Genomic DNA, 22463 nt, shown 5'->3' on the forward strand with positions numbered 1-22463 from the left:
TTCGATAAATTCAAATTGGTGCGCTCAGAGAGATTCGAACTCCCGACCCCTTAGTTCGTAGCCAAGTGCTCTATCCAGCTGAGCTATGAGCGCATATTTGATGGAGCGCATTATACGCATTTTTTCCCCATTGATAAGTGTTTTTTAATAAAATAGAAATCAAATGGTGATTGATTGATCGTTATGAATTTAAAGTACAATAGTTATTATCTTTCAAAACAACATAAACAACTGATTTTATTATTAATAAAATGAATGAAGAGCCTTAATTTAAACATCAAACAGATATTTCACAGTTGAACTACTCCAAACTACAGACACAAAAAAACCGCAATTAAGCGGTTTCTTCTATTAAGTTGGTGCGCTCAGAGAGATTCGAACTCCCGACCCCTTAGTTCGTAGCCAAGTGCTCTATCCAGCTGAGCTATGAGCGCATTACTTATGTGCCTATTTAGGCATGTGTTACTTTAAATCTTTACTTGGTGCGCTCAGAGAGATTCGAACTCCCGACCCCTTAGTTCGTAGCCAAGTGCTCTATCCAGCTGAGCTATGAGCGCTTTAAGTAAAGTGGCGGTGAGAGAGGGATTCGAACCCTCGGTACAGTTACCCGTACACTTCCTTAGCAGGGAAGCGGTTTCAGCCACTCACCCATCTCACCGTAACACGAGCGCAATAATACAAACTAAAACCACATTACACAAGAGATGATCCTGTTTTTTTCTCTTTTTTTAAATCAATCAAATGTTTTTTAACCAATTCTTATGTTTTTTCGGCATTTTTTAGCTCAACGCTTGTTAATATAGTGTTCTCTCCTTTATTCAGATTGGACAATAAACAGAATCTTGCAATCTTTGACGTGCAGTTAAAGTTTGAATGACTTATGCTAAACCGATCTGCCAGATGTGAAATGAAACGATATGACTACAAATTGGGTTGATCCCGAAGCAAAAGCAGAAGCGCAACGTTATGATAATCCTATTCCTAGCCGAACTCTTATTCTAACTACATTAGAACAATTAAAAACTGCACAGTCTCATGCAGAACTGGTTGACCACTTTAATATCCCAGATCAAAAAAGTATTGATGCATTGAATCATCGTTTAAGTGCAATGGTTCGCGATGGTCAGTTAATGAAAGATGGTTTTAAATACCAACCTGCAACCGATTTACCAAGCCATGAAGCAACGGTTTATATCAACAGTAAAGGTTTAGGTACGGCCAATATCGCAGGTCAGGATGATGTCCTGTTACCTGAACGTGAATTACGTCTAGTCTTTAATGGTGATCGCGTTAAAGTACGCCAAACTTCTGTGGACCGTAAAGGTAAAGCTTGGGGCTTTATTACCGAAGTCGTACAACGTCGTGTCAAACAAATTATTGGTAAAGTCGCTGAACATGAAGGCGAATACTTTATTCAGCCAAGCAATCCAAATCAGCACCAACCAATTACTTTAGAAAAAGAATTGATTGAACATGCCAATGCCAAAGTTGGCGATATGCTCCGTGTTGCGATTGATGATTACCCGACTCGTGAAGAATTAGCGACAGGTCATATTGTTCAGTCTATGGCAGACAAAGCAGATACTGAAATCATTATTCCGCAAACCATTTTAGAATTTGGTTTGCCTTATGAATTTCCAGAAGCCGTCATTAAAGAAGCTGAAAGTTTTAAAGAACCTTCTGAACAAGATCGCAAAGGTCGTGTTGATTTACGCGATTTACCATTAGTCACTATTGATGGTGAAGATGCACGTGACTTTGACGATGCAGTATTCGCAGAGAAACGCTCAGGTGGTGGTTACCGTGTTGTAGTGGCAATTGCAGACGTGAGCCATTATGTCCGTTTAGATTCGCCTTTAAATGAAGAAGCTGAAGAACGTGGTACATCGGTTTATTTCCCACACTTTGTTTTACCGATGCTACCTGAAGCATTATCAAATGGTTTGTGTTCTTTAAATCCGCATGTTGACCGTCTATGTATGGTCTGCGATTTAAAACTGTCTCGTGCAGGTAAAGTCACAGGTTATGAGTTCTACCCTGCGGTGATGCATTCCAAAGCACGTTTGACCTATAATCAGGTGGCTGCTTATTTTGACGGCGCAACCGATGCCATTCCACAAGATAAAAGCGTTCATAAATCGTTAAATACCCTATTCCAGCTTTATCAGACACTAAAAGAACTACGTGCCAAACGTCATGCGATGGAATTTGAAACCATTGAAACCTATATGACCTTTGATGAGTTAGGCGGTATTAAAGAAATTTTGCCACGTACTCGTAATGACGCGCATAAACTCATTGAAGAGTGTATGTTGCTCGCCAATGTTGCAGCAGCAGAATACGCTTTAGAACATGATATTCCGATGCTTTATCGTGTACATGAAGCGCCAGAATTCTCACGTATTCAAAAAGTCCGTGATTTCGTCAAATTACTCGGTTTGCCATTCCCAGAGCAACCAACCCAAGCTGATTACCAAGCCGTGATTGAAGCGACCAAAGACCGTTTGGATGCACCGAGTATTCATGCAGTGTTATTACGTTCGATGATGCAAGCCTATTATGGCGCAAAAAATTCAGGACACTACGGCTTAGCGTATGAGGCTTATACGCATTTCACTTCGCCAATTCGTCGTTACCCAGATTTATTGTTACATCGTGCGATTAAAGCCTATCTCGATAAGAAAGTTTATCCATTGTCTGGTGCAGCTTTAGATGATGCAGGCGAGCATTTTTCACAAACTGAACGTCGAGCAGATGAAGCTTCACGCAGCGTCACCACATGGTTGAAATGCCATTATATGCAACAGCATTTAGGTGATGAGTTTGTTGGTATCATTAGTGCGGTGACTGAGTTTGGTCTATTCGTGACGCTGAAAGACCTCTATGTCGATGGCATGATTCATGTCAGTCAGCTCGGTGAAGACTTCTTCCTGTATGATCAAGCCAGCCAAAGTTTGATTGGTCAGAATCGTGGACAGTCATTTAGCCTCGGTGATGAAGTTAAAATTCAAGTGGCGGGCGTAAATCTGGAAGAACGTAAGATTGACTTCCAATTGGTTCAACAACTGACGCATTTGGGACGTACAATTCGTCAAAAAGCGCCAAGAACCAATACTTCAAATCGTGCTTCAACCACTGAAGAGGTATTTGGCAAACCACAATCGACAACAGCTAAAGTTAGTGAAGATGGTGAAAAGCCTGTGCGTAAGAAAAAGGATAAGAGCAAATCGAGTTCTAATTCTTATACCAAAAAAACAGGTAAAAAATCTTCTACGAAGCCTGAAAGCAAAGAAAAGCCAAAGAAGAAAGTGAAAAAGAAAAAGTCAAATGCCAAGACCAAGAGTGAATAACATTTAATTAGAGAGCTTCGGCTCTCTTATTTTTTGTTATATAATGAATAGATAAACTATTTCTAAATATAAATAAAATCCGAATGACTCACTATCGTATCACAAAATATTATTATCACCATTACTTTTCTATTCTCTTTTTCTTTCTCACAATCGGTGCTGCTATTTCTGTATTTTGGAGTGATTTTTCACCTAGCTTTACGGTAGAAATTGTCGCCTTGATCATTGCCTGTTTCCTCTATGCCTTACTCCTTGTTTATTTTCTCTATTTGAAAAAAAGACAGGAATGGGTGATTCCCAGACAATGGGAAAAAGCACAAAAACAACCTAAACGTTATGCTTTATTTATTTTCCCTTTATTCATTATTCCCGTACTCTGGCTCAACTTAGCCGGTACGCTTCCAATGATCTGGACGTATATCACTGGAGATTCGGAAATGATAGAGGTATCTGCAATTGCCGAAAAAAAGCACACGAGACATGGGAGTATCTATTTTTTTAAAACAGCTTATTCCGACATACCGATCTTTAGAATGACATTGACTGAATATCAAGTGTATAACAATCATCAACTCAAATTAAAGCTGTCTACCCGTCATAGCACATTCGGTACATATGTAATGTCAATTGATGAAATCCAGGTTGCAATGATCCTAGCCAAAATAATGGACAGCATGTCCCTCTAAAGATAACGTAACTTCAATCTTTGGAGATCCAAGAAATGGCTAAACGTTTTAGTCCGGAATTTAAACAGCAAGCAATTGATCATGCACTTTCAAACTCCCACGAGCCTATAGCTGCAATCGCCCATAAATTAGGTGTGGGTTATTCAACCTTAGATAAATGGATTCGTGAAGCCAATCCAGTAGGTTCAAGCAAACGTCAACTTTCTCCTGAACAACAGCGGATCTTGGAATTAGAAAAAGAAGTCAAACAGCTCAAGGAAGCCAATGACATCTTAAAAAAAGCGCATGTGTACTTTCTGACAGATCATGCCAAGAAAAGTACACGGTAATTCAAGATATGGATATAAATGAAGTCACTGTGTCTTCTGTCTGTAAATGCCTAGATGTCAGCACTTCAGGCTATTATGCCTGGCGAAAACGCCAGACCAATACAGCGCAGAAATACAATGATTTAAAAGTTGTATATTGGCAGCATCATGCGCGCTTGGGTGCACCGTCATTGGTACATGACATGCGTGATTTAGGTTATCGCATGAGCGAACGTACCGTTGGAAGGATGCTAAAAAAGCTTGGTTTACGTAGTAGGATTGCACGTAAATACAAGCATACGACTGATTCAAACCATCGTTTGTCTACAGCATCAAATTTGTTGGATCGCCAATTTACAGTTACTCAGCCTAATAAAGTTTGGACAACGGATATTACCTATATCCGAACTAAAGAAGGCTGGCTGTATTTATGTGTGATGCTAGATCTATTCAGCCGTCGTATTGTGGGTTGGCAAACCAGCCATCGAATAGACCGCCAATTGGTGTGTGATGCGTTTAATTATGCAATGGCTCGTCAGGGTTATCCAACGGGTGTCATGGTGCATTCGGATCAAGGTAGTCAGTACTGTAGTCGTGATTTTAGGGCGCTATTATTGACGAATAACTGTATTCAAAGCATGTCTAGACGAGGAAACTGTTGGGACAATGCAGTGACCGAAAGCTTCTTCCATACCCTGAAGGGGCATGTAGTACATGGCAGTGTATTTTCTACGAGAAAAGAGGCAAATGCTATCTTGTTTGAGTATATTGAAGTTTACTACAATCGAATCAGAAGGCATTCTGCAAATGGCTGGTTAAGTCCAGAAGCCTTTGAACAGAAATATTTCAAGAATTTAGAGGGATCGGTTGTCCACGATACTGTCTAGGATCATGCAACGCAAAACCCAACGAATAAATAATCAATCAACCTTGATTTCTCCCTCGCTAAGCCCTACATCTATAACTATGTTTAAAGATGAATATGGCAAAAATACAATGACACTCCAACAAGCGACACTTCCCCTTCCTCAATTTGATCAAATTCAACTTGCCGATTTAAAACAACAGATTGAACAAACGATTCAAAACGGTCAAAACTTCTTAAATCAACTCAATGAAGTTCCGCAAGGCTCTGAAGTCCAACTGGCAACCTTGGCAGAAGTTGATCAACTTGAAAATAACATGAGTGAATCGTGGGGTATTTTGTCACATCTCAATGCAGTCATGAACAATGCCGAAACTCGTGAGGTTTACCAAGCCCTGTTACCAAGTTTAAGTGAATACTATACGCAGCTTGGACAACACACGGCACTGTATCAAACCTATCAACAGATTCATGACAGTGCAGTCTTACAAACGCTGAGCGAAGCACAACAAAGTGCCATTAAACTCGCGCTACGTGATTTCAAGCTTTCAGGTGTTGCACTTGTAGGTGAAGCGAAACAACGTTATGCGGAAATTTCAGCACGTTTATCACAGCTGTCTTCGGACTTCTCAAACCATGTACTCGATGCAACCCAAGCTTATTTCAAGCCTTTAGCTGAAGTGCAACTCAAGGGCCTTCCACAAAGCAGTGTTGAACTGTTAAAACAATACGGACAACAACATGAGCTTGAGCAAGCCGTTGCCACACTCGACTTCCCTGCTTATTTTGCAATTATGACCTATGCCGATGAGCGTGAATTAAGAGAAGAACTCTACAAAGCTTATGTCACCCGTGCCTCAGAACAATCCCACCACACTGAATTTGACAATACCCCTGTGATGGAAGAAATCCTGAGCTTACGTCAAGAAATGGCGCAACTGCTTGGTTTCAACAACTTCGCTGAATATTCCCTTGCTAGCAAAATGGCACCTGATGTTGAAACTGTTCATCAATTCTTAGTGGATTTGGCAGAGCATGCGCGTACGCCTGCACTTGCTGAAATTGCAGAACTGAAAGCAATTGCACACCAAGATGGTATTGATGAACTCAAACCTTGGGATGCAACTTACTATTCTGAAAAATTGAAACAACAACAGTTCAACCTTTCTCAAGAAGCGCTTAAACCGTATTTCCCTGCGCCAAAAGTAGTGGATGGTTTATTCCAGATCGTACAACGTCTTTACGGTATTCAAATCATCGAACGCCAAGCCCCTGTTTGGCAAAATGATGTACGTTATTTTGAAATTGAAGATCAAGGTCAAGTGGTTGGTGGTTTCTACTTTGATTTATATGCCCGTAACGGCAAACGCGGTGGCGCATGGATGAGTGGTTTCCGTTCTCGTGTGCAAACAGCCAATGGTCTACAAAAACCAATTTGCTATATGGTGTGTAACTTTACCCCACCGATTGGCGATCACCCTGCACTATTAACTCACGATGAAGTCATTACCTTGTTCCATGAATTTGGACATGGCTTACATCATATGCTCACTGAAGTGGATAACATCTCAGTTGCAGGCACACACGGCGTGGCATGGGATGCGGTGGAGTTACCAAGCCAGTTTATGGAATTCTGGGCATGGGACAATGAAAGTTTAGATGCACTCAGTGAACACATCGAAACTAAGCAAACTTTGCCACAAGAATTGCTATCTGCGTTACTCAATGCGCGTTTCTTCCAATCAGGCATGCAAACCTTACGTCAGATAGAATTTGCATTGTTTGACCTAAGCATTCACCGTCAGACACCTGCCTTAAACAGTCAACAAATCCAAGCCACACTGGACGATATTCGCGATAAATTTGCTGTGGTTCCTGCGGTACCTTATAATCGTTTTCAACATAGTTTCAGCCATATTTTTGCAGGCGGTTATGCAGCAGGTTATTACTCTTATAAATGGGCAGAAGTTTTAGCCAGTGATGCCTTCGATCGCTTCGAAAGTGAAGGTATTTTTAACACTGAGACAGGAAAAGAGTTTAGAAAGTTTATTCTAGCAGTTGGCGGAAAAGATACAGCACTTGATGCGTTTCGCAATTTCCGAAAAAGAGAACCAAAAATAGATGCATTATTACGCCATCAAGGTTGGACGAACACCAATAAAACCGCTTAAACTACGTCATTATTGTTCACAGGGTGTAATTAACTGACATGAAAAGACAGTTCATCGCGGGTGCAAAATGCCCTAAATGTGGCGCCTTAGATCGTGTGGTTAAGATCATCACTGTGGATGACGAGTGGATTGAATGTATCGAATGTGCTTATAGCGAAAAACGCCCGACCCACGTGGAAGAGCAACAACCCGCTGAGCCAGATGAGATTGGGGTGATACAATTCAAACCTCGTCATTTTGACTAGAAGGTTAAAAATGATGTCCACATACCAAACTCAAAATTCCAAATTATTATGGATGATAATTGGTGGAATTAGCGTTGTTGTGGTTTTGTTTCTTGCAATTCAATGGTTTTTATCACAAAAAGATCAGCAATCGACAACCACAGCTACACAACCAATTGCCGAAAAAACAATTATATCCAAGGCAGAAACAACTGTTAGTCCAGATATAAATACGGCGAGCAGTGAAGTTGCTGCACCAATACAATTAGTTGAAGAGTCAATTGTCAAATCACCACTTCCGAGCAATGATAGTTTAGCCAAAGAAGAGATTGCAAAGCTAGATGATATTCATCAGCAACTGCAAGAGCAACAGCGTGACTTGAAACAACAAAATAACGATGTTGATACTTTACTTAAGCTCAAAGAAGATCAAATTAAACTTTTGGAGGCTCAAATCTCCGCACAACATAAATCTTAAAACAAAAAAAAGCTTTAATCCGATTTAAAGCTTTTTACTCATTTAAATATCAATCTCATATTTCTAATCGCAATTTTTCATACAGATCCTGATAAGTTTGTATTTACACTGATTGCGGTATGATGGATATAAGTTACTCAACAAATCTAAAATCCAGTTTAAAAGCACATTTCTTTCATCGTTTGACAAGCATACAATAACTTTAGTCTCAAAGTTTCGTGTCTAATATGAATTCACTTCAAACTAATCGCAACCTTTTACTTGCGATTGGTTGCCTGACAACCTCGGCCCTTCTCTTTTCGATCATGGGTATCTGTATTCGTTATGCATCACATACGGTTGATAACTATACAATTGTATTTTTCCGCAACATAGTTGGACTCATCCTATTTCTGCCTTTTATTTTTAAACAAGGTATTGGCTTTGTAAAAACAGAAAAACTATGGATGCATACTTGGCGTAGTATTGTTGGACTTGCAGCCATGTATGGTTTCTTTTACGCAATTGCGCATTTAAAGTTATCAAATGCAATGGTATTTACCTACTCTTCCCCAATTTTTATTCCAGTTATTGCATGGCTATTTCTAAAAGAAAAAATCACCATTGCTATGCTTTGTGCAGCTTTTTTAGGATTTATTGGTGTATTTTGTGTTGCTAAACCCGATCAAGGTCTACTGAACTGGATTTCGGTGATTGGTATTGTCTCAAGCTTACTTGCATCAATGGCTTTTGTAACCGTTCGGGCATTAACTCAAACCGAACCACCTGAACGCATCGTATTTTATTTCTGCTTGATAGGATCAGCACTTTCTGTGATTCCAATGTTTTGGATGTGGCGAACATATCATCTAAAAGAATTATTCTTTTTGATTGGCGCAGGGATACTTGCTAATGTCAGCCAAATTTTTATGTCTCATGCTTATCGACTTGCGCCAGCAGGACAAATTGCACCTGTGAATTATATGGCAATTATTTTTGCAGGTGTATGGGGCTTCTTACTTTGGGATGAAGTACCTGATTTATACAGCGTGATTGGATTTTGTATTATTTTGCTGGCAATTTTATTATGTAGTCCATTGACGCGAAGAGAAAAGAAATGGCGTTTCAAACGTTGATAATATTTCATTATTTTAGATAGACTAGCGACACTACAGAGACAGAAAATTCAAGTTGATGACAATAAAAAATCCTATTTTTGCAAATGAATCCCATGAAATGATCTTAGCCTTCGATAAGGCTCAAGAAACCTTTAAATACTTTTGGCGAGAGCTCTATTGGGAATATCGAAGAATAGTTCCTGCTTTTGATCTTGCTTATGTTAAATGTGCATTTACACAAGAGCATATCGATTCACCAAACTCACCTCTAGTTGAATATATGTGGGTAGAGCAAATTGATTTTGATGGAACAACTATTTATGGTCAGTTAATGAATCAACCAAACTACATCAACAATGTACAAGTAGGTGAAAATATAAAACAACCATTTGAAGCTATCGTTGATTGGATGTTTTTAACTCAAGATCAAATCTATGGAGGCTTCACAATTCAAGAATATCGTAAGCAACTAAATGATTCTGAGCAAAAAGAATATGATGAAGCATGGGGAATAGATTTTGGCGATCCCAATAAGACTTTATTTGTCTATGATCAAGAGGCACATCCAGAGAATCTAATTGAGCATCCTATGTGTGGGAAAATGTTAGATAATTTTTTAAACTTTATCCGAACCAACCCAACTGCACTTCATGAAAGAGATGAACATGGTAATCAACTATTACACCGTGAAGCCATTGCAGGTAATTTTTTATTCGTTCAAGCCTTATTGGAATATAAACTAGATAAATCAATTCTAAATAACCAATCAATGACCGCCTTAGACCTTGCTAGAAAAATGGGATGGGAAAATATTACAACCTTATTATATTAATTTTCAACCACTTATAAAAATTCCCGTTTTATAGACAGCAATAAAAAAGCAGCCGAAGCTGCTTTTTTAAATTTCAACTTTTAGTGTTTATACCAACCAAACATTTGGAAGACATAGGGTGCATAGGTCACCAATACTAAAGATGAGAACAATACGATAATCGGTAATAACCAACGTTCATAACGATAATAGAAACTTGTATATTTCTCTTTCGCTTCCTTATCAGCAGCCGATACTTCTTCATCCCCGACAGAGAGTCGCGTCAGCAAGTGGTTCAATGCAACAGGTGGTGTTACATAACCAAATTCGAATGCAACCAATACGATCATCCAGAAGTGAATCGGATGAATACCATTCTCATAGGCGACTGGCGCTACTGTCGCAGCAACTAAGATTACCGCACCGAATGGATCAGTCGTCATACCAATAATTGCAAGTAACATTGCAATAAAGGCAAGAGAAATGTAGATATTACCCAAGTGTGTTGGTAATAACTCAACCACTTCAGCACGCTCGATTAAACCACCAACGCTCGCAGATAATGCCATCAGTAGAATCAACGCACCGATATGACCAACTGTTTCTGAGGTTGCAAAACGTATAGCCCCACCAAAACCAAAACTCTTAGCACCATGAGGATCATGGCTTTTTAAGAAGTCTGATTTCTGTTCATGTTCACGAACTAATGCCTCATGCTTTGCATCAACAACTGGAGCTGGTGCAAGTTTTGCTGCAAACAATTTGTCAAACAAAATCATTGCAATCAACACCAATGGTAAAATCATTGGCGCGGTAAACTCATTGATCGATGTATCTAAAGCAAATTTATAGAACAACACAACAGCGAAACCAATGATTACATATGGAATCACAGGCACACATGCGCGTAACATTCCAGGTACAGCAACTTTTGGTGAATTTACACGGAATTTTTCTTCAGCAAGAATCAATGAAACGCCAAGGAAAATAAATGCAGTTAACCAGAAAACATAGATACCATGATCAAATAATTCTGTAGACGTTACATGGCGGCTATCTAACATTGAAATCAAAATTACAAGTAAGCATGGACGAATCACCACACCTAAAGAACCCGACATTGCCGATACAGCTAATGCATATTGACGGCGTGCACCAGAGTTCCAAACCTCTTTATAAATGATTGCACCTGCGGCAATAACGAAAATACCAGAAGCGCCTGTATATGCTGTTGGAATTGCCGCTGCAATTAAGATTAACCAAGTTAAAGTTTCAGGTGCTAGATTCCACGGACGCAGGATATTTAAGAATAAATCCATCACACGCGTTTGGGTCAGTAACATACCTGCCCAAATAAACAATGCAAGGTTTAAGAAAATACCAGAGAACTCAACAATAATTCCCAAGTAGATCCCTTGCCCCATTGGATAATCCATGAAGAAAGTAAAGATTATTCCCGTGATCAGTGACATCTGTGCATACAATGGTACGCTCAGCACCGCCAAACCAAAATTACCTTTAGGTTGCGCTGTTTTAGGAATTAAAAATAATTGCACTAAGCTGATTACGGTTAAAGAGACAAAGAGTGCTATCCATAACCATGAAATCGTCAATGTCTTCGCAGTCAATTCTACGCCAGAATTCAGCAACGAGTTATATTGACTAATTGTCGATAAACTCAGTAAGGCATTACCTGCAACCATAAATGCTGAATAGACACGATAGTCCATCTTCGTCTTAGGTGCACGTAAACCAATGTGGTGATAACGTAAAGAAGCTGTGATAGAGGTGAACAACACCATGATCAGTAAAAGTACAGTCTGATTTTCAGAACCTAACTTAAAAATACCAAAGAAAGTGGTTTCAACTTGACGATAAGTACGAATACTTGGATGAGCATCCAAATGTTTCATGGCTTTATCGTAGAATTGATATTTTTCTTCACACTGTTGTTGTGCAGCTAATAAAGAAGCGCGTACATCTGATTCAGATGCTGTACCAAACATACTTGCAAACTCATCAGCAGCATTTGCTTTCATCTGCTCTTGAACTTGTGCTTCAATATTAGGATGTCGATCACAAGATGGTTTTTCAGGTTCAGCTCGTAAAAACGAATACTGCATTCCTATTTTTTCATCACCGTACAAACGCTCCCCCATACGGAGCATTTGACCGTGAATCATCTCGCCAGTACCAATAAGCAAAGTCATTAGCAACAAAGCAAGAATGATGAATGTTGATATCCAATCATTCCAGATATAACCCAGTCGGGCTAATCCAGACTTTTTCTCTTGATCATTTTGCATGTCTATTCCAGTTTATTGTTATCAACACCCATCCAAAGATGTTGAATCATGCGATGTCCATGGTTGATAGATAAGTGAATTTACCCTCTTCGTAACCAATCCCTTTTAACCGCCTAAATTTGCAGCAATCTTTTCCAAAAAAGAATGACTACAATCACTTTTTTGTTGGTTTTTTTTATCAACTTATATGTTCTCTCTCTATCCTTCTTAACAATGAATAACCTAACCCACAGAACAAACCACCAATCGCACCAATCAAATGAGCTTCTGTCAAAACAGGACTACCAATTAACTGTGCAGTACCTGTCTGACCAAAAGTATTTTCCCATATTAATTTTGCTGAGATCAGCAACAAGACCAATAAGGCAAATTTTCTTTCTTTAGGATATTTCAGATACACGAGGCCAACAGCAACATATAATCCATGCAACACCCCAGAAAGACCAGCATATGCATCGATATAAGGTAAGTAGAAATAAAAGATAAGACTAATAAACGGAGGAAGGATTAAAAGCAGAACACATAAGTGCCAATTACGAGCATGAGGAAAAATAAAAGGTAAACATGCGAATGCCAACAGATTTAAGAAAAAATGCATCCATCCAACATGAACCCAATGTGCAGTCCATAAACGCCAAAATTCAGCGAGTAAACTAGGTTTCCAATAAATGAAGTGATCTGCAAATACTTGCAAGCACGCTGATATAGAAACACATACAGCGATTAAAATAACTTTCGGTATCCATACGTGATCTTTCATCCATTACCACCCCATGAAAAAACTGACCTTTTACCAGTTTAAATGTTTCACTTGTAAAAGGTCATTTAATTCAAGTTTACTCTGCTGGTGCTGATGCGCCATCTCCACCATCAAATAACGCATCCAATTCAGATGAACTTTCTTTCTTATCGTCCCAGAAAGAAGTCAAACCTTCATCACCAGAGCGTACACCTGTATTTTCAGTCCAATAACGATCAGCTATACCACGGACCATCAAACCAGCCATCTTATCGATCAATCTAAATTGAGGATTGGCTGGTTTGTCTTCACCTGTTGCAGCAGCATAAGAACGGAAAGCGTCACGCAGTTTGGCATCATCACCACTTGCTTGTGCAGCAACTGCATACAATGCATGTGATAAACGAACACCTTTTTTCTCACCAATTTGCATTGATTCTTTCATGGTTGCATAAGGTTCAGGTTTACCGTCACCCGCACCTGGTAATAAAGTCCAAATCACTGCTCGCGTCGCCATCGGCGCGCCCCAGAATTTTTCATTATCCAAACAGGTCATGCCACGCTCAACAATACCCGCAATATCTTTCGGGACATTAATCGCGCCACCAGAGTTAATATCATTGGTCATCGCTTGCAGACCACTTACCATCCCTAAAAGGTAAACTGTCTGATCTAAATCATTGCGCATTGTTGGGCATGAATCACCCAATTTATATTTATATTTTGATTCCCAACGATTTGCAAAAAGTTGATAACCTGCATATTGACGTTCAGCAGCAATCCCCGCCCAACGTTTTTGTTCAATACGAGCATCTTGAGCTTCAGAAACTTGACCTGCTTTTGAAGCACGCAAATAGCGGAGTTCCGCTTCTAAAGCTTTATTTTCAGCACAAATACCTGCTGAGGTATACAATAACACCGCCATACGTGTTGGATCAGCACCCATATCCTTGGTTGACATCACCGCTGGAGTTAAGGCATTACCTGAATTACACACCATTTCGGCGTCATCCATCGCCAAAATTGGTGGAACAATATGATTTTCACTAAAACTTAATGCGACATTAGCCCCTGTTTTAATGACTTGTGAACACCCTGATAATATTGATGTTGTGAGTAACGCAACCGCCACACCCTGTCCCATTTTTTGGAATTTAGACATTCTTCCTGTCCTCTAATTAATTTGTTTTTCCTTTTAGATGTACCTTATCAGATGCAATACTTGAATTAAAGAGTAATTGCTCTAATTTAACATGTGCATTTTGACACAATTCACAGATAGGTGAATTGACAGAGAGTTGAAAATACAAAAATTTTAGGCAAAAAAAAGTAGCATTGCGACGGTTCAGCACATGCTACTTATTAACTGGTAAAAACGTGAAACTCTTTATCTTTTAGTTTTGTTGAAAGTAATCCTTGAGTAATGTTCCAGCTCTTCCTACAACAATCGCCATAACGATTGCAATTACTAGAAACATCCACATTGAAATCTCCATAGAGACCTCCTACAACATTGCGTATCTACTTTTGATAGATACTAGATTGGCGTTCGTCATCAATATTCACGGGAGTATGATATATTGATGACACTTTCAATCTCTTTCTCTTGGTCACAACAACTTTAGATTGATGCGATTCAAGAAGTTCCCTGAGTAAAGTTCCTGCTCTTCCTATAACAATTGCAAAAAAAATTGCAATCACCAGAAACGACCATGTTGGAATTTCCATCACTTTGGAGCTCCACCACACTTTACGTTGGTGTTTGTACTTTAACGAAAATGAATACGAGTTGACGGTCATATTGTCTGACAATTCAGATTTTCACGAAATTTTAGAGTATTTAATCTAACAATTTAAATAAACGTAAAGTAAAAACAATATAAATAATTGAAAAAAAACATATAATTAATTATATACAGTTGTAAAATTGTCTAACAATTAAAGCATTTTTATTAATAATTTTAAGTTTTGCCACTGCGAAATTGACAATTGATCCCACCAAATCGTTAAAGGTTGGTACTGAGTATCAGAAAAATAGATCGTAATATAAGCTTGGTGATCAATAATTTTAGTGATTGTTCGACCTTGGATTGGGATAGAAGTATCCACAAACTCAAATGACCAATGCTGATGATCCAAATACTCAAAACGCTTTATTAAAGGATGCCGTAACAATAGAAACCAAAATAAAACCATCACAACAAGGCTAAGCAACCAAAATGAAAGAGCTAGCAATTGGTAGGCTAAAATGAGAACAGTGACAAAAACTAAAAGTTGCAATACAAAGGAAAACCGACTGTATTGCAACTCAAAAACACGATTAGCCGTGTACATAATGTTTTAATTTTAAAATAAAATCTTTTAACTCAGCGCGAGGCGGCTCACCCACTTCCATAAACCAATCCAACAAGTCTGGATCTTCTTGATCAACCAACTCTGCAAATAGCGCCTTTTCATCAGCATCGGCGGTTAAATAATAGTTTTTAACATAAGGATCGAAATACACATCAATTTCTTTTAAACCACGACGTGCGCGATAAACGACCTTACGTTCTTCCAAACTTATTTCATCAGACATTATTTGTTCCACTATGCAACAATTTTATAATCATAGTGTACTCGATCCCCCATTAACTTCGCAGCGTTTTTTCTCAAGTGACCAAATACATCAATCAAATTGAGCATTGATCACATTGTTCACTATTTTCAATTTCTTGTATCGTGATGATCATCGTTTAAATCCAATGACTAGGGAAAAAATAACAAATGCAATCAGGTGCAATTCGTCCAATTCCAAATATGTTGCCACGTAAACTATTTACTTCTGATCATGAAGCATTTCGTGAAACTGTACGTAAATTTTATGAAAAAGAAGTTGTGCCAAATATTGAAAAATATGAGAAACAACAACATGTTGATCGTGACTTATGGAACAAAGCAGGTGAACTAGGCTTACTCTGTACCACAATGCCAGAACAATATGGTGGTTCTGGGGTTGATCGTTTGTACAGTATGATTCTGATTGAAGAACAAGCTTATGCAATGGACTCAAGTACAGGTTTCTCATTACACTCAGACATCGTTGCCAATTATGTCAATAACTTTGGTAATGAGGAACAGAAACAACATTGGTTGCCAAAAATGGCAACAGGTGAAACAGTTACAGCGATTGCCATGACTGAACCGGGTACAGGTTCGGATCTTCAAGCAGTTCGTACTACAGCTGTACTTGATGGCGATGAGTATGTCATTAATGGTTCAAAAATCTTTATTACCAATGGTTATTTATGTGACATGGCAATTGTCGTCTGTAAAACAGGCAACAATGAAAAAGGTTCAGCCAATTTATCATTGATCATCGTTGAAGCGGATCGTGTTGGTTTTAGTAAAGGTAAACCTTTGAATAAAATCGGCATGAAAGGACAAGATACTTGTGAATTGTTCTTTGACAATGTGCGCGTACCTAAGGAAAACCTACTTGGTATGGAAGGTATGGGCTTCATCATGTTGATGAAAGAATTGGCATGGGAACGTATGTTGGTTGCGATTATTTGCCAAGCAGGTGCAGAAGCAGCATTTGCACATACTGTTCAATACACCAAAGATCGTAAAGCATTTGGCAAAGCGATTAGTACTTTCCAAAATACACGGTTTAAATTAGCTGAATTACGTACTGAAATTGATTTCTGCCGTACTTATTTAGATCGTTGTATGGAATTACAACTTGAAGAAAGCTTAGGTGTGGATGCCGCAGCGGCAGCTAAATACAGAATTTCAGATATGTTCTCAAAAGTTGTGGATGATTGCTTACAGTTACATGGTGGCTATGGCTATATGTTGGAATATCCAATTGCGCGTGCCTACATCGATAACCGTGCTAACCGTATTTATGCGGGAACAAATGAAATTATGAAAGAATTAATTTCTCGTACACTTTAAACATAAATTGGAAAGTTAAAGGGATCGTGTTTAATTACACGATCCCTTTTTTATTTATTTAGTTCCAGGTTTTTCAGTTGTTTGAGCTGGCGTAGGCGTTGGATTCATTCGTGCCATTAGTTGCTTTACCGTTGGATTATCAATATGTTGCTGCATAGTGACATTTAAAGCAGTGCGTGCATTTTGCGTAGTGAAATGTGCAACTTCACTTCCTATCTCACTGGCTTTTTTAGCCCATGCTTTCCCTTCTGTAGATTGATAAAAGGTTAATGCAGCTTGTAGTTCCTTTTGACTGAATGTTTCAACATAGCGTTGAATAATGAATTGCTTACGCTGTTCACTGTTTAAATTTTTAATCAAATCTACGTAAAAATTTTCAGGTATATCTTTAGGCAAACGCATGCGGATTTGCTCTAAAATCATTTTATCGGTGTTTTGTAAACCTTGTTCGGTTCCATCTACAGATACCAATTTTTGAGCAATCACTTCTTTCTGTTTTACATCATCAGCAAAAACAAATGTACTGAATAATAATGTCCCCAAGATTAATAGCTTTTTCACTCAGTCATCCCTGTTTTAAATGTTATTGCGCTCAATATACGCGATATTTTTTATATTTAAATAGCCACTCAAATAAAAAACCCTATGCAACTGCATAGGGTTCCAAAACATTCAAGCAAAAACTTATGATACTAATTTTGGCTTACGATTTGTTTGATCACCACGCTTATGGAATTCTAAAACCCCATCATTAAACTTAGCATCTTTCAGTTCTTTACGATCAGCTAGGTAATTATTAGTAATCTTCCACGGTGCTTGTTTACCTTGCTTAGGCATTACATCAGCTGCACGTGCGATATAACCAGAAGACATTTTACCCATGATCGTATCATTTTCACGCTGTAAAGGATCAGCGTGCGCAATCACTTCATCAAAACCATTTTTATCCATATGATTGATTAAGCGACAGATATAATCAGCCGCAATATCAACTTTTAATGTCCATGAAGCATTGATATAACCAATGATCATCGCCATGTTAGGGACATCACTCACCATCACGCCTTGATACAGCATATGTTGAGATGTGTTCATTGGCTTACCATCAATTGAACCTTGAACTCCACCTAAGATCTGGATCTCCAAACCAGTTGCTGAGATCACAATATCCGCTTCTAAATGTTTTCCAGATTTTAATTGGATACCATTTGCAGTGAATTTTTCAATTTGATCTGTCTCAACACTTGCTTTGCCTTCACGTAAAGATTTGAATAAATCACCATCTGGCACAACACATAAACGTTGATCCCATGGATTATAGCTTGGTGTAAAGTGTTTCATATCCACTTTACCTTTAAGCTGCAATTCAATACCTTTCAACAATAAACGACGTACAGTTTTCGGGTATTTTTGCGCTAATGCATAAATACCACGTTGCATACCAATATTACGTGCGCGAGTAAATTTATACGCCGTTTCCTCAGACATAAATTTACGTGTTTTCTCATAAATAAAGTCAATTGAAGGAATCGTTGCAATATAAGTTGGTGAACGCTGTAACATTGTGACATGCCCTGCTCCACCTTTCACCATTGAAGGTACAAGTGTAATTGCAGTTGCACCACTACCAATGATGACCACTTTCTTACCAGTGTAATCTAAATTTTCTGGCCAATGTTGTGGATGAATAAACTGACCTTTGAAATCTTCTTGTTTCGGAAATTTTGGCGCATAACCCTGATCATAGTTATAGTAACCAGTACAACCCATGACAAAGTTTGCAGACCAAGTTTGTTTTTTCTTATTGTTATCTTCGATCTCAACTAACCATTTTTTCTTTGTAGAATCATAGTTTGCAGAAAGGACACGATGACCAAAGTGAATTTTATCTTTTAACTGATTTTCACTGATCACATCGCTTAAATAACCTTTAATTTCAGCACCGCTTGCAAGAACTTTATCTTTTGCCCATGGCTTGAAGTTAAAACCAAAAGTTGACATGTCCGAATCAGAACGAATACCAGGGTAACGGAATAAATCCCAAGTTCCACCGAAACTTTCACGACGTTCTAAAATTTCGAATTTACGTTGTGGACAGTTCTTAGAGAGATGCACAGCTAACCCAATTCCAGAGATACCTGCACCAATAATTAATACATCAACTTGCTTTTCCATTTTTTTTATACCCTGTGTAAATCATGTCTTTATTAAAGCACAAATTTGACAATACACAATGTCAAGTTTAGTCATTCATCGGTTTTTTTATATCAGTTCGGGACATTTTGAGAAAAAACGAAGCTAAAAAATCTTGATATTTTTACTTGGGTTTACGTTTAAACTATGTTGTATTGAATACAAAAAATTAGGAATAAATCTTTATATAATTTTTAAGAAAAATAAACTTTATAAAACACATTAAAAAAAGTTCCTCAATTCCGTAGAAAAGCCATTAATTTGTTTATTCGCTTGAAGTATCAATACTTTTAAAAAAGACAACTCTACTTTTTAGTTGTTCAACTTCATTTTTGATTTCACTTAGATCATTGTCACTGAGATTATATGAAGTTGTTATTTCTCCGTTTAATGCTAGCCCCACACCATTAGAAAATGCAGACAGAATAGCACCAGATAAATGATAGAAATTATCAGCATCTGGTAAATAATTCGGCTTAAAAAGATAGCTTTCATCATCAGATAAATTATTTATCCAATCATATTCTGATACAACATACCAAATATTGGATAATTTTTTTACACTTATTGAATTTGGACTTAGAGCTGCTGCTTCGGCTGTAATGAATCCTAATAGCTGTCTATCATACAAATTTCCATTGTATCCAAATATTAAATTAGCATGCCGCCTTTTCAATCCATTAATAAAACAATATTTTTCAGAATCCATGATCGTCTCATTTATAGTAGTAATAATCTTATTGACTCATCTAATTGTATCTTAATGATTTTATTATAAGCGTTATTAAACAATAAAAAAGGTCGGTTATTACACCGACCTTTTTTGGAACAACTGACTGTTCTACACGTAGAAGTATTATTTTACTTCACGGTCAACGAGTTCAACGTAAGCCATCGGTGCAGCATCACCTGCACGGAAGCCCGCTTTAAGAACACGAAGATAACCGCCGTTACGTTCTTTGTAACGAGGGCCAAGAACGGTAAATAATTTACCAACAGTTGCTGCTGAACGAGTACGAGCAAACGCTAAACGACGGTTTGCAACAGTATCGTTTTTAGCCAAAGTGATTAAAGGCTCAGCAACACGACGAAGTTCTTTCGCCTTAGGCAAAGTTGTCTTAATTAACTCATGCTCTACTAAAGCATTTGTTAAGTTTTGAAACAACGCCTTACGGTGGCTGCTTGTACGGCCTAATTTCACACCACTATTACGATGACGCATGGTGATAGTCCTACTTAATTAACGGCTACGATAGGCAAATCGGTCATCCATACGGAGACTAGCTGGTGGCCAGTTCTCTAAACGCATGCCGAGTTGTAAACCTTTCGATGCCAAAACATCTTTGATCTCTGTTAACGATTTTTTACCCAAGTTAGGAGTTTTTAACAACTCAACTTCAGTACGTTGAACAAGATCACCAATGTAGTAAATATTTTCTGCCTTCAAACAGTTAGCAGAACGAACAGTAAGCTCGAGATCATCTACTGGACGAAGCAAAATTGGGTCAACTTCTTCGCGAGGTTCTTGAGCGACTGGAGTTTGATCTTTCTGAAGATCAACAAAAATTGCAATTTGTTGTTGCAAGATTGTTGCCGCTTTGCGGATAGCTTCTTCTGGATCAACAGTTCCGTTAGTCTCAAGATCGATCACTAACTTATCAAGATCGGTACGCTGTTCTACACGAGCATTTTCTACTGTGTAAGAAACGCGCTTGATTGGGCTATAAGAAGCATCTAACTGTAAACGACCTACTGGGCGTGTTTCACCTTCTGGGAAACGAGAGTCAGATGTCTCATAACCACGACCTTGAGCTACTTTAAGGCGCATTTTCAATGAACCAGAAGAACTCAAAGTACCGATTAAATGATCAGGGTTAACCACTTCAACATTATGAGGTAAACGAAGATCAGCTGCTGTTACGTCACCTGCACCTTGCTTCTCTAATGTTAAATATGCTTCATTTTGATCGAACAGCTTAATAGACAATCCTTTTAGGTTCAGCAAGAGCTCGACGATGTCCTGCTGCAAGCCTTCTAAAGTACTGTACTCGTGCTCGACGCCTTCTATCTCAACTTCAACCACAGCAGCGCCAGGTAAAGAAGACAATAGAATGCGACGTAAAGCATTACCTAGAGTATGGCCAAAACCACGCTCTAAAGGCTCAAGAATCACTTTTGCCGAGGTCCCGCTCACCGCTTCGACCTTGATCGCTTGCGGAGTTAGAAACTCGTTTGCAGTACGCGTCATTTATTGCTACCTCAAGGATTATTTAGAATACAATTCTACAATCAAGCTTTCGTTGATTTCAGCAGGTAAATCAGAGCGATCTGGTGCAGCTTTAAACGTACCTTCCAACTTAGAATGATCAACTTCCATCCAAGCAGGGATACCACGTTGAGCAGCTAATTCAATAGCGTTTTTGATACGCAATTGTTGTTTAGCACCTTCATGCACTGCAATTACATCACCCGCTTTTACTTGAATAGACGCAATGTTTACACGACGACCATTTAAAGTAATAGAACGGTGAGATACTAACTGACGAGCTTCTGAACGTGTAGAACCAAAACCCATGCGATAAACTACGTTATCAAGACGGCTTTCAAGCAATTTCAACAAGTTTTCACCAGTTGCGCCTTTAACACGAGCTGCTTCTTTATAGTAGTTACTAAATTGACGCTCTAACACACCGTACATACGACGTACTTTTTGTTTTTCACGTAATTGTAGTGAATACTCAGATTGCTTACCACCACGAGCCTGACCATGTTGACCAGGTGCTTTATTGTGTTTTTTGGTTTTTACATCAAACGGTTTAACGCCTGATTTAAGTTGCAGGTCTGTCCCTTCGCGGCGAGAGAGTTTGCATTTTGGACCAATATAACGAGCCATGAATGTTTCTCCTTACACGCGACGTTTTTTAGGTGGACGGCAACCGTTGTGAGGAATTGGTGTCACATCGGTAATGCTGTTAATCTTATAACCCACTGCGCCTAATGCACGAACCGCAGACTCACGACCTGGACCAGGACCTTTTACAAGGACGTCTAGGTTTTTCAAACCGTAATCCAAAGCTGCTTTACCAGCAACTTCAGCAGCTACCTGAGCAGCGAACGGAGTTGATTTACGTGAACCACGGAAGCCTTGTCCACCTGAGGTAGCCCAAGCCAATGCATTACCTTGACGATCGGTAATCGTTACAATGGTGTTATTAAAAGACGCGTGAATGTGTGCAACACCTTCAGAGACGGTACGAGTGACCTTCTTGCGTGTGCGAGTATCTTTAGCCATCTTT

At 38.7% G+C, this 22463-nt stretch carries 22 protein-coding genes and 4 tRNA genes; 9 read left to right on the forward strand and 17 right to left on the reverse strand.

Going from position 1 to position 22463, the window contains the following annotated elements; genetic code table 11:
- Positions 1-16: 16 nt before the first annotated feature.
- The 4 genes from O1449_RS13455 to O1449_RS13470 all read right to left on the reverse strand — a co-directional run bounded on the left by O1449_RS13455 (position 17) and on the right by O1449_RS13470 (position 658).
- A tRNA-Arg gene (locus O1449_RS13455) sits at positions 17-93 on the reverse strand.
- 264 nt (positions 94-357) lie between these two features.
- Positions 358-434, reverse strand: a tRNA-Arg gene (locus O1449_RS13460).
- 46 nt (positions 435-480) lie between these two features.
- A tRNA-Arg gene (locus O1449_RS13465) sits at positions 481-557 on the reverse strand.
- An 11-nt stretch (positions 558-568) separates the two neighbouring features.
- Positions 569-658: transfer RNA gene (locus O1449_RS13470), tRNA-Ser, on the reverse strand.
- 259 nt (positions 659-917) lie between these two features.
- On the opposite strand from O1449_RS13470, the gene rnr reads away from it, so the two are divergent.
- From rnr to O1449_RS13510, 8 genes are all read left to right on the forward strand, one after another.
- On the forward strand, positions 918-3350 hold the full coding sequence (gene rnr, locus O1449_RS13475) for a ribonuclease R (protein WP_269238568.1): 2433 nt from the start codon (positions 918-920) through the stop codon (positions 3348-3350).
- A gap of 83 nt (positions 3351-3433) precedes the next feature.
- Complete coding sequence (locus O1449_RS13480) at positions 3434-4036, forward strand: hypothetical protein (protein WP_269238569.1); 603 nt, start codon at positions 3434-3436, stop codon at positions 4034-4036.
- Between the two features lie 35 nt (positions 4037-4071).
- Positions 4072-5231 (forward strand): IS3 family transposase gene (locus tag O1449_RS13485; protein ID WP_269238047.1). Its coding sequence is split into 2 segments (ribosomal slippage): positions 4072-4306 and positions 4306-5231, totalling 1161 coding nucleotides; the frame shifts between segments, so codons are not numbered across the junction.
- Between the two features lie 109 nt (positions 5232-5340).
- Entirely contained in the window at positions 5341-7380 is a 2040-nt protein-coding gene (locus tag O1449_RS13490) for a M3 family metallopeptidase (RefSeq protein WP_269238570.1), read from the forward strand.
- A gap of 38 nt (positions 7381-7418) precedes the next feature.
- Complete coding sequence (locus O1449_RS13495) at positions 7419-7625, forward strand: YheV family putative metal-binding protein (protein WP_004660391.1); 207 nt, start codon at positions 7419-7421, stop codon at positions 7623-7625.
- Positions 7626-7635: 10 nt separating this feature from the next.
- On the forward strand, positions 7636-8082 hold the full coding sequence (locus O1449_RS13500) for a hypothetical protein (RefSeq protein ID WP_269229534.1): 447 nt from the start codon (positions 7636-7638) through the stop codon (positions 8080-8082).
- 227 nt (positions 8083-8309) lie between these two features.
- The gene (locus O1449_RS13505; RefSeq protein WP_269238571.1) at positions 8310-9197 is read left to right on the forward strand and encodes a DMT family transporter; all 888 of its coding nucleotides are present in this window, start codon (positions 8310-8312) and stop codon (positions 9195-9197) included.
- Positions 9198-9255: 58 nt separating this feature from the next.
- A complete protein-coding gene (locus O1449_RS13510) occupies positions 9256-10011 on the forward strand; it encodes a YegJ family protein (protein WP_269229532.1) in 756 nt (251 codons plus the stop codon).
- Between the two features lie 80 nt (positions 10012-10091).
- Here O1449_RS13510 and O1449_RS13515 read toward each other — a convergent pair whose 3' ends face one another.
- The 6 genes from O1449_RS13515 to O1449_RS13540 all read right to left on the reverse strand — a co-directional run bounded on the left by O1449_RS13515 (position 10092) and on the right by O1449_RS13540 (position 15613).
- Positions 10092-12296 (reverse strand): TRAP transporter large permease subunit, encoded by a 2205-nt coding sequence (locus O1449_RS13515; RefSeq protein WP_269229531.1) that lies wholly within the window; start codon positions 12294-12296, stop codon positions 10092-10094.
- A 178-nt stretch (positions 12297-12474) separates the two neighbouring features.
- Positions 12475-13056: a rhombosortase gene (gene rrtA / locus O1449_RS13520; RefSeq protein WP_269238572.1), complete on the reverse strand. Its 582-nt coding sequence runs from the start codon at positions 13054-13056 to the stop codon at positions 12475-12477.
- Positions 13057-13132: 76 nt separating this feature from the next.
- Positions 13133-14197, reverse strand: a complete 1065-nt coding sequence (locus tag O1449_RS13525; protein WP_269238573.1) for a hypothetical protein — start codon at positions 14195-14197, stop codon at positions 13133-13135.
- A gap of 359 nt (positions 14198-14556) precedes the next feature.
- A complete protein-coding gene (locus O1449_RS13530; protein WP_269238574.1) occupies positions 14557-14763 on the reverse strand; it encodes a hypothetical protein in 207 nt (68 codons plus the stop codon).
- Positions 14764-14973: 210 nt separating this feature from the next.
- Positions 14974-15369: a hypothetical protein gene (locus tag O1449_RS13535; protein WP_269238575.1), complete on the reverse strand. Its 396-nt coding sequence runs from the start codon at positions 15367-15369 to the stop codon at positions 14974-14976.
- Positions 15356-15613 (reverse strand): FAD assembly factor SdhE, encoded by a 258-nt coding sequence (locus tag O1449_RS13540; protein ID WP_005156268.1) that lies wholly within the window; start codon positions 15611-15613, stop codon positions 15356-15358. The genes O1449_RS13535 and O1449_RS13540 overlap by 14 nt, the downstream gene beginning before the upstream one ends.
- Before the next feature lie 188 nt (positions 15614-15801).
- On the opposite strand from O1449_RS13540, the gene O1449_RS13545 reads away from it, so the two are divergent.
- Positions 15802-16974 (forward strand): acyl-CoA dehydrogenase family protein, encoded by a 1173-nt coding sequence (locus O1449_RS13545; protein ID WP_269229525.1) that lies wholly within the window; start codon positions 15802-15804, stop codon positions 16972-16974.
- Between the two features lie 54 nt (positions 16975-17028).
- On the opposite strand, the gene O1449_RS13550 is transcribed toward O1449_RS13545, so the two are convergent.
- The 7 genes from O1449_RS13550 to rpsK form a co-directional block, all read right to left on the reverse strand.
- Complete coding sequence (locus O1449_RS13550) at positions 17029-17535, reverse strand: DUF2059 domain-containing protein (protein WP_269229524.1); 507 nt, start codon at positions 17533-17535, stop codon at positions 17029-17031.
- Between the two features lie 123 nt (positions 17536-17658).
- Positions 17659-19149: a flavin-containing monooxygenase gene (locus O1449_RS13555; RefSeq protein ID WP_241306627.1), complete on the reverse strand. Its 1491-nt coding sequence runs from the start codon at positions 19147-19149 to the stop codon at positions 17659-17661.
- 283 nt (positions 19150-19432) lie between these two features.
- Complete coding sequence (locus tag O1449_RS13560) at positions 19433-19876, reverse strand: hypothetical protein (RefSeq protein WP_269229523.1); 444 nt, start codon at positions 19874-19876, stop codon at positions 19433-19435.
- A 147-nt stretch (positions 19877-20023) separates the two neighbouring features.
- Entirely contained in the window at positions 20024-20389 is a 366-nt protein-coding gene (gene rplQ, locus O1449_RS13565; RefSeq protein ID WP_004641032.1) for a 50S ribosomal protein L17, read from the reverse strand.
- An 18-nt stretch (positions 20390-20407) separates the two neighbouring features.
- Entirely contained in the window at positions 20408-21415 is a 1008-nt protein-coding gene (locus tag O1449_RS13570) for a DNA-directed RNA polymerase subunit alpha (RefSeq protein ID WP_004660372.1), read from the reverse strand.
- A gap of 18 nt (positions 21416-21433) precedes the next feature.
- Entirely contained in the window at positions 21434-22060 is a 627-nt protein-coding gene (rpsD, locus tag O1449_RS13575) for a 30S ribosomal protein S4 (RefSeq protein WP_004641035.1), read from the reverse strand.
- Between the two features lie 12 nt (positions 22061-22072).
- The gene (gene rpsK, locus O1449_RS13580; RefSeq protein WP_001040166.1) at positions 22073-22459 is read right to left on the reverse strand and encodes a 30S ribosomal protein S11; all 387 of its coding nucleotides are present in this window, start codon (positions 22457-22459) and stop codon (positions 22073-22075) included.
- Positions 22460-22463: the final 4 nt, after the last annotated feature.

The sequence above is a fragment of the Acinetobacter sp. TR3 genome (genome assembly GCF_027105055.1).
Taxonomy (GTDB): Bacteria; Pseudomonadota; Gammaproteobacteria; order Pseudomonadales; family Moraxellaceae; genus Acinetobacter.

Excerpts from the sequence above, each read along its gene's own strand:
- rnr (WP_269238568.1), top strand. The coding sequence starts at position 918 with ATGACTACAAATTGGGTTGATCCCGAAGCAAAAGCAGAAGCGCAACGT.
- O1449_RS13480 (WP_269238569.1), top strand. The coding sequence starts at position 3,434 with ATGACTCACTATCGTATCACAAAATATTATTATCACCATTACTTTTCT.
- O1449_RS13490 (WP_269238570.1), top strand. The coding sequence starts at position 5,341 with ATGACACTCCAACAAGCGACACTTCCCCTTCCTCAATTTGATCAAATT.
- O1449_RS13495 (WP_004660391.1), top strand. The coding sequence starts at position 7,419 with ATGAAAAGACAGTTCATCGCGGGTGCAAAATGCCCTAAATGTGGCGCC.
- O1449_RS13500 (WP_269229534.1), top strand. The coding sequence starts at position 7,636 with ATGATGTCCACATACCAAACTCAAAATTCCAAATTATTATGGATGATA.
- O1449_RS13505 (WP_269238571.1), top strand. The coding sequence starts at position 8,310 with ATGAATTCACTTCAAACTAATCGCAACCTTTTACTTGCGATTGGTTGC.
- O1449_RS13510 (WP_269229532.1), top strand. The coding sequence starts at position 9,256 with ATGACAATAAAAAATCCTATTTTTGCAAATGAATCCCATGAAATGATC.
- O1449_RS13515 (WP_269229531.1), bottom strand. The coding sequence starts at position 12,296 with ATGCAAAATGATCAAGAGAAAAAGTCTGGATTAGCCCGACTGGGTTAT.
- rrtA (WP_269238572.1), bottom strand. The coding sequence starts at position 13,056 with ATGAAAGATCACGTATGGATACCGAAAGTTATTTTAATCGCTGTATGT.
- O1449_RS13525 (WP_269238573.1), bottom strand. The coding sequence starts at position 14,197 with ATGTCTAAATTCCAAAAAATGGGACAGGGTGTGGCGGTTGCGTTACTC.
- O1449_RS13530 (WP_269238574.1), bottom strand. The coding sequence starts at position 14,763 with ATGGAAATTCCAACATGGTCGTTTCTGGTGATTGCAATTTTTTTTGCA.
- O1449_RS13535 (WP_269238575.1), bottom strand. The coding sequence starts at position 15,369 with ATGTACACGGCTAATCGTGTTTTTGAGTTGCAATACAGTCGGTTTTCC.
- O1449_RS13540 (WP_005156268.1), bottom strand. The coding sequence starts at position 15,613 with ATGTCTGATGAAATAAGTTTGGAAGAACGTAAGGTCGTTTATCGCGCA.
- O1449_RS13545 (WP_269229525.1), top strand. The coding sequence starts at position 15,802 with ATGCAATCAGGTGCAATTCGTCCAATTCCAAATATGTTGCCACGTAAA.
- O1449_RS13555 (WP_241306627.1), bottom strand. The coding sequence starts at position 19,149 with ATGGAAAAGCAAGTTGATGTATTAATTATTGGTGCAGGTATCTCTGGA.
- O1449_RS13560 (WP_269229523.1), bottom strand. The coding sequence starts at position 19,876 with ATGGATTCTGAAAAATATTGTTTTATTAATGGATTGAAAAGGCGGCAT.
- rplQ (WP_004641032.1), bottom strand. The coding sequence starts at position 20,389 with ATGCGTCATCGTAATAGTGGTGTGAAATTAGGCCGTACAAGCAGCCAC.
- O1449_RS13570 (WP_004660372.1), bottom strand. The coding sequence starts at position 21,415 with ATGACGCGTACTGCAAACGAGTTTCTAACTCCGCAAGCGATCAAGGTC.
- rpsD (WP_004641035.1), bottom strand. The coding sequence starts at position 22,060 with ATGGCTCGTTATATTGGTCCAAAATGCAAACTCTCTCGCCGCGAAGGG.
- rpsK (WP_001040166.1), bottom strand. The coding sequence starts at position 22,459 with ATGGCTAAAGATACTCGCACACGCAAGAAGGTCACTCGTACCGTCTCT.